Origin of the sequence: Streptomyces silaceus (genome assembly GCF_001419745.1) — a bacterium.
In the GTDB taxonomy this organism is placed as follows: domain Bacteria; phylum Actinomycetota; class Actinomycetes; order Streptomycetales; family Streptomycetaceae; genus Streptomyces; species Streptomyces silaceus.
In genome coordinates this window covers 1-8,881 of sequence record NZ_LIRJ01000408.1, presented here as the reverse complement: position 1 = coordinate 8,881, position 8,881 = coordinate 1, and the positions used below count along the sequence as shown (strand labels likewise).

Below are 8,881 nucleotides of genomic sequence, written 5' to 3'. Positions count from 1 at the left end.
CCCCTCCCTCTCTGCTCAGCAGCCGGGTGACCTCCCCCTTCGCCGCCTCCAGGAGGATCACGGTGAGAGTTCGCACCAGAAGCACGGCCGTCATCGGCAGCATCTGCCTCGTGGCCTCGCTCGCGCTGACCACTGCGTCCGCCGACGAGCGTGCCGCTCCGGCCCCGAAGGTACCCAAGGTCGCGCTCACGAAGGTGGCGACGGCCAAGAACCCCACCGCAGGCGCCGCCGGTCCCGGCGGAACGGTCTGGATCGCCGAACGCGCGGGAACGGTACGGGTGCTGAGCGGAAAGGGGCTCGGTGAGCCCGTCCTCGACATCTCCTCCGAGACCACCACCGACGGTGAACGCGGCCTCCTGGGCATCGCGTTCGACAAGCAGTTCGCGCACTTCTACATCTCGTACACGAACCTCGAAGGCACCAGCACCATCGACGAGTTCGCCGTACGGAAGGGCAAGATCCAGCCCGACACACGACGCACCGTCCTCACCCAGACGCAGCCCTACGCGAACCACAACGGCGGCGACATCAGGTTCGGCCCCGACGGCTACCTCTACATCGCGTTCGGCGACGGCGGCTCGGGCGGTGACCCGCACGGCAACGGCCAGAACCTCGGCACGCTGCTGGGCAAGCTGCTGCGGATCGATCCCCGGGGCGGCAAGCCGTACGCGATCCCGTCGGACAACCCGTTCGTGGACGACCCCGAGGCGAAGGGGGAGATCTGGGCGTACGGGCTGCGCAACCCGTGGCGGTTCTCCTTCGACAAGGGCACGGGCGACCTGCTGATCGGCGACGTCGGCCAGAGCGCCTGGGAGGAGATCGACTGGGCCCCGGCGAGCAGCGACGGCGGCGAGAACTACGGCTGGTCCCAGATGGAGGGCAACCACCCCTTCCGGGACGGAGTGGAACCAGCCGACCACGTGCCGCCGGTCCACGAGTACGACCGCACCGGCCTGGGGTGCTCGGTGACCGGCGGATACGTCTACCGGGGCAAGGCGATTCCGGCCCTTCAGGGCCAGTACGTCTTCAGTGACTACTGCGACGGCACCGTCCGCAGCCTCCAGATGGAGAACGGCAAGGTCACCGGGGTCAACGACCTCGGGGTCAACGGCGGCGAGGTCATCTCGTTCGCGCAGGGCGGCAAGGGCGAGCTGTACGTGTTCGACCTGGGCGGCACCGTCTCCCGCATCGACCCGGCGTAGACCGGGGCAAGGCCGCGCAGGACTGGCCGGGTCGGGCCCAACCGGGCCCGGCCCGGTGCCGTTCGCTCAACCCTCACCCCCGGTACGGGGTCCTGCCCGAGAGCAGGGTGGACCTGCGGATGACGGTGAGGAGTGTGCGATGACATCACGTCAGAGAGCTTCATCCCCGGGAAGGTTGCCTCAGCGCGTGTCGAGCGGTCGCGGCAGGGCGAAGGCCGGCGTGGTCGGGCTCGTGGCCGTCGCGCTGACGGCGCCCTTCGTGGGGCCGGCGCAGGCGGCCGGAAAGGATCCCGCGGCGACCGGGCACCGGGCGACGCAGCGCGCGATGGACGCGGCCGTGCGGGCCGGCACCCCCGGCGTCACGGCACACGCCCGGGACGCCCGCGGCACCTGGTCGGCGGCCTCGGGCGTCGGCAACCTGAGGACGGGGGAGCCGCGCGGCAAGAACGACCGGTTCCGCGTCGGCAGCATCACCAAGACGTTCGTGGCGACCGTCCTCCTCCAGATGGAGGCGGAGGGACGGCTGAGCCTCGACGACAGCGTCGAGGAGCACCTGCCCGGCCTCGTGCGGGGCAACGGCAACGACGGCCGCGCGATCACCGTGCGCCAGCTGCTCAACCACACCAGCGGCCTGTTCGACTACCTGGCCGACGAGAAGTACGTCGAGACGTACCTGCTCGGCGAGGGGTACCTCAAGCACCGCTACGACACCCTGCCGCCCGAGAAACACGTCGGCGTGGCCCTCGCGCACAAGCCGCTGTTCGAGCCCGGCGCCGAGCACCGCTACTCCAACACGAACTACATCCTGGCCGGGCTGATCGTCGAGAGCGTCGGCGGCAGGACGTACGAGGAGGAAGTACGCGACCGCATCATCCGGCCCCTGGGCCTGAAGGCGACGTCGAACCCGGGCAACGGCATCCATCTGCCCCGGCCCAGCAGCCGCGGCTACTCCAAGCTGTTCCAGGACAAGCCCGACCGGATCGACGACATCACCGAGATGAACGGGTCGCAGGGCTGGGGCGACGGCGACATCATCTCCAGCGCCGCCGACCTGAACCGCTTCTACAACGCCCTGCTGCGCGGCAGGCTGCTGCCGCCGAAGCAGCTGAAGGCCATGAAGACCGTGGCCAGGCCCCCGGGCACCCCGGACGCGGAGTACGGCCTCGGACTCGCCCGGTACACGACGAGCTGCGGCACCGAACTCTGGGGCCACGGCGGAGCGATGGTCGGCTGGCTCACCATGGCCGTGAGCACCGAGGACGGCCGCCACCAGCTCACCTTCAACTACAACGGCGACTGGGACGCGCCGTCCATGGCGAAGATCATGGACGCGGAGTACTGCCGGTCCTGAACCGCATGACCGGGCGCCGCCCGTCCCGACCCGGGGGAGCGCTCAGCGGGCCTCTCCGGTGAGCGTTCCGTCGAACAGCTGGGTGAGCAGGGCCTTCTGCGCGTGCAGACGGTTCTCGGCCTGCTGGAAGATCCTCGACCGGGGGCCGTCCTTGACCTCGGCGTCGACCTCCTCGCCCCGGTTGGTGGGCATGCAGTCGAGGAACACCGCGTCGTCGCCCGCGAGTTCCATCAGCGGGGCGGTGACGCGCCAGCGGTCCGCCAGGCGCGTCCTCGCCTGGATCTCGTCCTGCCCGGTCAGTGTCGGTGACTTCCAGCTCAGGGTGTACACGGCGGCGCTGCCGCGCACGGCCTCTTCCAGGTCCTCGGTGAGCTCGACGCGCGCTCCGGTGCGGGCCGCGACGTCGCGCGCGGCCCGCGTCACCCGTTCCTCGGGCGCGAAGCCCGGCGGGTGCGCGACGATGACGTGGTGGCCGAGCAGGGCCGCGGCCATCATCGAGGAGTGCAGCACGCCGGGGGTCTTCTGGCGGGGGGAGTAGGACCAGGCGTACACGACCCGCCGCGCCGGCACGTCGCCGCCGTACAGCTCGCGCAGGGTGAGGAGGTCGGCGAGGACCTGGCAGGGGTGCTCCTCGTCGTCGAGGGCGTTGATGACGGGAATCGTCGCGAGCTCGGCCATCGTGCGCAGCCTGCGGTGTCCGGCGCCGGGGTCCTGCATGTCGTACCAGCGCACCACCAGGGCGTCGAGATAGCGGTTGAGTACGCCGATGGTGTCCTCGATCGACTCCCGGTTGGCGAGCCGCAGTTCCTCCACGCCGTACGGAAAGCTCTCGGCGCCCAGCTGGGAGGCGGCGACCTGGAAGGAGACGCGGGTTCTGGTCGAGGGGACGTTGAAGAGCAGCCCGACGCAGCGTCCCGTGAGGTGGGGACGTGTGTCGTCGCCGCGCTTCATGGCCTCGGCGAGGTCGAGCAGCGAGGAGATCTCCTTGGCGGACAGATCCTGGATCCGCAGGACGTGGCGCACGGTCATGTGGGTGTCCCTCTCTCGTTCGGTGGGGTGACGCGCCGGCGCAACCACCGCTCGGCGACGACGGAGACGAGCAGCACGGCCAGCGCGATGACGACGCTGGAGCCGAAGAACGGCAGCATGGCGACGGTGACCGCGACGACCGCGAGGTTCGCGTACGCGACCGGACCGCGGGGCAGCAGCCGGACGGCGGAGACGAACGCCATCAGGAAGATCAGCACGTAGGTGGCGGACGACGCCTTGATGAGGGAGGCCTCGCTGGAGTCGGTGACGAACAGCGCGACGACCGACACGGCATAGCCGGGCAGCAGCGCGAGGACGGCGCGCGCCGGGAGGCGCCGGCGCGGGGCGAGCTTGCTCAGTCCGCGCGGCAGGATGCCGTCGCGGGCCAGGGCGAAGACGACGCGGGACGTGCCCAGGCACCAGGCGTTCGTGGTCAGGAGCAGCAGCACGCCCGCCAGCAGGTAGCCGCCGCTGCGCAGCCCGGTCCCGGTGGCGACTTCGAGGAGCCGCACGAACGCCGTCAGGTCCGACTGGTCGCCGTCCGTGCCGGGCAGCGCCACGGCGACGGCGAGGGCCATCGCGAAGTAGAGCACGCCGACACAGCTGACGGCGTACAGGATGCCGCGGGGAAAGGTACGTTCCGGATCGCGGACCTCCTCGGCGACCGGAGCGGCGTTCTCCCAGCCGATGAACCCGAAGAAGCAGATGAGCAGGGCGCTGCCCAGCGCTCCCCAGCCGTGCGGCGCGACCGGCGCGAGGCGCGTGTAGTCCCCCTGGGGCAGGGCCAGGCAGATGACCACGGCCAGCAGGAGCACCACGGTGGCGAGCACCACCGTCTGGGCGCGCGTGCTCACCTTGATCCCGAGGAGGTTGACCAGGACGCAGCACACGATGACCGCGGCGCCCGCGAGCAGCGCCGCGCGGTTGGAGGCCCCGGGGTCGACCGCGGCCAGCAGATAGCGGCCGGCCGCGAGCCCCAGGACGGGGTTCCCGGCCAACAGCGTCAGGAGCAGGAAGACGGCGGAGATCCGGCCCGCGCGCGGGCCGAACGCCGCTTCCACGAACCGGGCGACGCCCTTGCTCGTGGGGTGGAGGGTGGACAGCCGCGCGAAGACCAGCGCGAAGGGGAAGCTGTAGAGGATCAGCAGCCCCCAGGCGAGCAGGGACAGCGGTCCCGCGACCCGCCAGGCGAGGGCGGGGATGAGCAGGACGCCCGCGCCCATCACGGACGTGACGTAATGGATCACGAGCCCGGAGGTGCCCAACTGGCGCCGAAGGAGCGGTACGTGGGACGAGTCCAGCGGAGCCTCCTCGACCGCTGTCACGCGGTCTGCTCCTCGCGCGATCCGTCCCAGAGGGTGTCCATGGTCTCGTGGCTGATCCGCTTGTCGAGGTCGGCCCGGGACGCGTACCCCATGTTGATGATGAGCCGACGGCCCCCGCTCAGCGGATAGACGCGGTGCAGGGTGGTGTCCGTGCGCAGGAAGTACAGGTCGCCGGGGTGCAGTTCGAAGGAGTGGATCGGCCGGTCGACGAACTGGCGGTGCAGCTGGGGGTCCTCCTTGTTCCAGCGGGTGCGGGGCACGCACTGCACGAAGCCGCCGTGTTCGAGCGGCGGGCACGCGACGACCCAGACGAGCGCGAAGCTGTAGTCGTCCCAGTGCCAGCCGTGGGTGTCGCCGGACTGCTCCAGCTCCGTGATGACATAGCGCTCCGGTTCGTACGGGCACTCCAGGACCGGCTCGCCCGCGACCTTCCCCAATGCCTCGCGGAATTCCTCGGACGCGTACACCTCAGGAATGAGGGAGCCGTAGCTGCTGATTTCGTGGTGGCGGACATTGCGCATCAGCCGTGGTGTGTGGTCGGTCTCCTTGAAGCTCATTTCGCGGCGGACGCCGTGCTCCGCGATCAGCGTCTCTATTTCGTCCGCGATGGCGGCCTTGGCGTCCTCCGGGGCGAGGAAAGGCACTTTGACGAAGCCGAGACCGAGAAAGTCCCGGCGGGCCCGCTCCCATTGTTCCTCGTCGACGCCGTGGATCAGGTGTTTCGACAGGGACTGAACGAGGCCCCCGATCCGCTCGTCCGGTCGCATGACAGACTCCCAACATCATGTGAAGGGGAATGGCGGTCGCTCACACTTTTCGAGAACGAAACCCTACAAGGTCCGGTGGCCGTCACCAAGGGAAAGATTTCCGCAGGGAAAAATTCCGGCCATGCGAAGTAGGTGTCATGGGCATTGTGTGCTGAAGAAAGTGCTCCGTTTTACATGATTCAGCGACGGCTTCCCCTGGCCCATCGGCGGCGGTGTTCCGGTATTGGACGCTCCTCCGCATTTCGTCCACACCGGCGCCACGATTCCACGGGTGAGGCGCGATGCGGCATGTCGGCGAACCCGGCGAGTGGCACGTCCCCGTCGAGACCGTCGAATTCCGGGAATCGCGCGGACGCCGGGCGTCGCCAGGGGGCGCAAAGGCGCCCACGTCCTGTGCGTGACGCCCGCGCGCGCCCCCTGTCCGCCGGATGAACCGGGACGTCCGAAACGCGGCCTTCCGCTGTGGTGTGCACTCTTGACACGTGCGTGCTGTTTCGCGACCTTTAAGCCTCGCAGGACTGGGGAGCGGGGGGAGCCGTCAGTCATGACATCCGTCAGGTCCAGGAGAGCCACGACGCCCACGGACACGTCCCTCGCGGAGCCCGCGGAAGGGCGGTCGATCTGAGATGGACACAACGATCCAGGGGCTCGACGAGCTGAGCGCGGCACTGCGCGGTGCCTGGCACCGGACGATGGACGCGTCGCCCCAGTACGCCAACCCCTTCCTCGCGCCGGAGTTCGCGATGGGGGTCGCCCGGCATCGCGGCGGGGCGCGGCTCGCGGTCCTGCGCGAGGGCGGTGAGCCCGTCGGCTTCCTGCCGTTCGAACGCAACGCCTTCGGTGTCGGCCGGGCCATCGGGCTCGGCCTCTCCGACTGCCAGGCCCTCGTGCACCGCCCCGGCATCACCTGGGACACCCGCGAACTGCTGCGCGCCTGCGGCCTGTCGGTCTTCGAGTTCGACCACCTCGTCGAGGAGCAGCGGCCGTTCGGCGACTACGTGACGGGCACCTTCGCCTCGCCCGTGCTCGACCTGAAGGTCGGCGAGGAGAGCTACGCGGAGTGGCTGCGCGGCGCCTACCCCGGCCTGGCCAAGACGACGCTGAAGAAGGAGCGCCGCCTCGGGCGCGACGTGGGCGAGATGCGGTTCGTCTACGACGAGCGCGACCCGCGGGTCCTGCGCACGCTCATGCGCTGGAAATCCGCCCAGTACCGCAGGACCGGCCGCATGGACCGGTTCGCGCGGCCCTGGATCGTCGACCTGGTCGACGACCTCTTCCAGGTCCGCGAAGAGCACTTCACCGGAGTGCTGTCCGTGGTGTACGCCGGTGACCGGCCGGTCGCCGCACACTTCGGGCCGACCTCCGGCACGGTGTTCGCCGCCTGGTTCACCGCGTACGACCCGGAGTTCCGCTACTACTCGCCCGGTCTGCTGATGCATCTGCGGATGGCCGAGGCCGCGGGCCGCGAGGGCGTGCGGATCATGGACATGGGGCGCGGCGACAAGGAGTACAAGGACTGGCTCAAGACCCGCGAACTGCGCGTGGGCGAAGGGTTCGCGACCCGCCGCCACCCGGTGGCCACGGCGCACCGGCTGTGGCGCAGACCCGTGCGCGGCCTGCGGAACACGGTCCTGGCACACCCCCGGCTGCGCACGTCGGGCCGATCGGACTCCGGCGTCCCGGCGCCCCGCGGCTCCGGCAGGGCGACGCCCCGGCCGCGCTGAGCGGGCCCTGCCGCCCCGGGGCCGCACCCTCCCCCGCACCCCCTTGCCGGGCGCCCGCGCCTGGCCGTCGGCACGCCCCCAGCCGGTCGCCGCTCACGGTGACGTGTCACCGACTCCGCTGATTCTTCGAGAGCTTGAGGGACCCTTCGCGACTCTTCGACGGGAGATGTTCGGATGCCGTACGGATCGCGGCTCGCCGCGGCGATGTCACGACGACTGGGACGCGAGTGCGTCTACACGCCCTCGGCGCGGCTGGCGCTGTACCTGGCGCTGCGGCACTGGTGCAGGCCCGGCGCGCGCGTCCTGATGTCCCCGGTGAACGACGACGTGATCCTCTTCGTGGTCCTCGCGGCCGGACTGCGCCCGGTCCAGGCCCCGGTGTCCCTGACGGACGGCAACATCGACCCGGACGCCGTACCGGAATCGACCTGGCGGAACGTTGATGCGGTGCTGACCACGAGCCTGTACGGCATGCCCGACCGCATCGTCGAACTGCGCCGCCGCTGCGACCAGTTGGGAATTCCCCTGTTCGAGGACGCGGCCCACGCGATCGGCACGCGGGTGGGTAGGCGGCCCATCGGGACGTTCGGGACGGCGGCGGCCTTCAGCCTGTCCAAACACGTGGCGGCGATGGCCGGCGGCTTCCTCGCCGTCGGGGACGCGCGCACGCGCCGGGAGCTGGAGCGGCGGCGCGACGAACTCCTCGCCCCGCGCAGCCTGCGCGCCGATCTGACGACCACGCTGCGCCCCCTGGCGCGGTCGGGCGTCCGTACCCTGCATCTGGTGCGCCCGGTGTGGCGGACGATGCAGCGCCTCGGGGTGCTGGAGCGCGACGCGTTCCGGATGGACCTGCACGCCCCCAGGCTCGCCGAGCGCGCGGCGCGGGCGCCGAGCCTGACCGCGTACGAGCCCTGGATACGCGTCGATCTGCACGGCTTCCGCACCCGCCACGGGCCGCTGGTGCGCGGGCAGTTGAAGGTCCGCATGGACCGGCTCGACGCCGACCTCGCCCGGCGCAGGAGCGGTGTCGCGCTGCTGTCCGGCACCGACTGGGCGTCCCCGGCGCTCCGCGGCCGCCCCGCGGGGGAGAGTCCGCATCCCCTGTTTCGGGTTCCGCTTCTGGTGCGCGACCGGGATGCGCTGATCGACCGTCTGGTGCGGCACGGCGTGGTCGCCGGGTATGTGTACGACCCGCCGCTCGACGACTACGCGGGCGCGGAGTTCGTCGAGCCGTCGCCCGATCCGACGGCCGCCCGCTGGTTCGCCTCCCATGTGCTGCCGGCCGATCCGCTCGTGGCGCGCAGGATCGTCAAGGCGCTGACGAAGGAGCAGGCGGCGACGGCGCATCCGCCGAGCGCGAGGCCCGCGCAGGACACCCAGGCCTCGACGCCGCTGACCCAGTAGGGGTCTTCGGGGGTACGGGGGTCAGTCGCGGGGCCAGGGGCGGCCGTCGAGCCGCTCGATGTCGCGGTTCAGGCGGGCG

Annotated in this window: 7 protein-coding genes; 4 read left to right on the top strand and 3 right to left on the bottom strand. The window is 70.8% G+C overall.

From position 1 onward, the window contains the following. Nucleotides 1-62 precede the first annotated feature (62 nt). Together AOK22_RS31710 and AOK22_RS31705 are read left to right on the top strand one after the other, a co-directional pair. The gene (locus AOK22_RS31710; RefSeq protein WP_055702167.1) at nt 63-1,202 is read left to right on the top strand and encodes a PQQ-dependent sugar dehydrogenase; all 1,140 of its coding nucleotides are present in this window, start codon (nt 63-65) and stop codon (nt 1,200-1,202) included. A gap of 139 nt (nt 1,203-1,341) precedes the next feature. Then, on the top strand, nt 1,342-2,553 hold the full coding sequence (locus tag AOK22_RS31705; protein ID WP_079036950.1) for a serine hydrolase domain-containing protein: 1,212 nt from the start codon (nt 1,342-1,344) through the stop codon (nt 2,551-2,553). Nucleotides 2,554-2,595: 42 nt separating this feature from the next. Here AOK22_RS31705 and AOK22_RS31700 read toward each other — a convergent pair whose 3' ends face one another. The 3 genes from AOK22_RS31700 to AOK22_RS31690 are packed head-to-tail and all read right to left on the bottom strand — an operon-like array spanning nt 2,596 to nt 5,674. Continuing rightward, a complete protein-coding gene (locus AOK22_RS31700; RefSeq protein ID WP_055702166.1) occupies nt 2,596-3,582 on the bottom strand; it encodes an ornithine carbamoyltransferase in 987 nt (328 codons plus the stop codon). After that, complete coding sequence (locus tag AOK22_RS31695) at nt 3,579-4,907, bottom strand: APC family permease (protein ID WP_055702165.1); 1,329 nt, start codon at nt 4,905-4,907, stop codon at nt 3,579-3,581. Before AOK22_RS31695 ends, AOK22_RS31700 begins: the two co-directional genes overlap by 4 nt. Continuing rightward, nucleotides 4,904-5,674 carry a HalD/BesD family halogenase gene (locus tag AOK22_RS31690; RefSeq protein ID WP_055702164.1) on the bottom strand — a complete coding sequence of 257 codons (771 nt, stop codon included), beginning with the start codon at nt 5,672-5,674 and terminating at the stop codon, nt 4,904-4,906. The genes AOK22_RS31695 and AOK22_RS31690 overlap by 4 nt, the downstream gene beginning before the upstream one ends. A gap of 626 nt (nt 5,675-6,300) precedes the next feature. On the opposite strand from AOK22_RS31690, the gene AOK22_RS31685 reads away from it, so the two are divergent. Both AOK22_RS31685 and AOK22_RS31680 read left to right on the top strand, forming a co-directional pair. Next, complete coding sequence (locus AOK22_RS31685) at nt 6,301-7,398, top strand: GNAT family N-acetyltransferase (protein WP_055702163.1); 1,098 nt, start codon at nt 6,301-6,303, stop codon at nt 7,396-7,398. 174 nt (nt 7,399-7,572) lie between these two features. Further along, nucleotides 7,573-8,802 carry a DegT/DnrJ/EryC1/StrS family aminotransferase gene (locus tag AOK22_RS31680; protein ID WP_055702162.1) on the top strand — a complete coding sequence of 410 codons (1,230 nt, stop codon included), beginning with the start codon at nt 7,573-7,575 and terminating at the stop codon, nt 8,800-8,802. Nucleotides 8,803-8,881 lie beyond the last annotated feature (79 nt).

Coding starts and splice junctions, on each gene's coding strand:
- AOK22_RS31705 (WP_079036950.1), top strand. CDS start 1,342: ATGACATCACGTCAGAGAGCTTCATCCCCGGGAAGGTTGCCTCAGCGC.
- AOK22_RS31700 (WP_055702166.1), bottom strand. CDS start 3,582: ATGACCGTGCGCCACGTCCTGCGGATCCAGGATCTGTCCGCCAAGGAG.
- AOK22_RS31690 (WP_055702164.1), bottom strand. CDS start 5,674: ATGCGACCGGACGAGCGGATCGGGGGCCTCGTTCAGTCCCTGTCGAAA.
- AOK22_RS31685 (WP_055702163.1), top strand. CDS start 6,301: ATGGACACAACGATCCAGGGGCTCGACGAGCTGAGCGCGGCACTGCGC.
- AOK22_RS31680 (WP_055702162.1), top strand. CDS start 7,573: ATGCCGTACGGATCGCGGCTCGCCGCGGCGATGTCACGACGACTGGGA.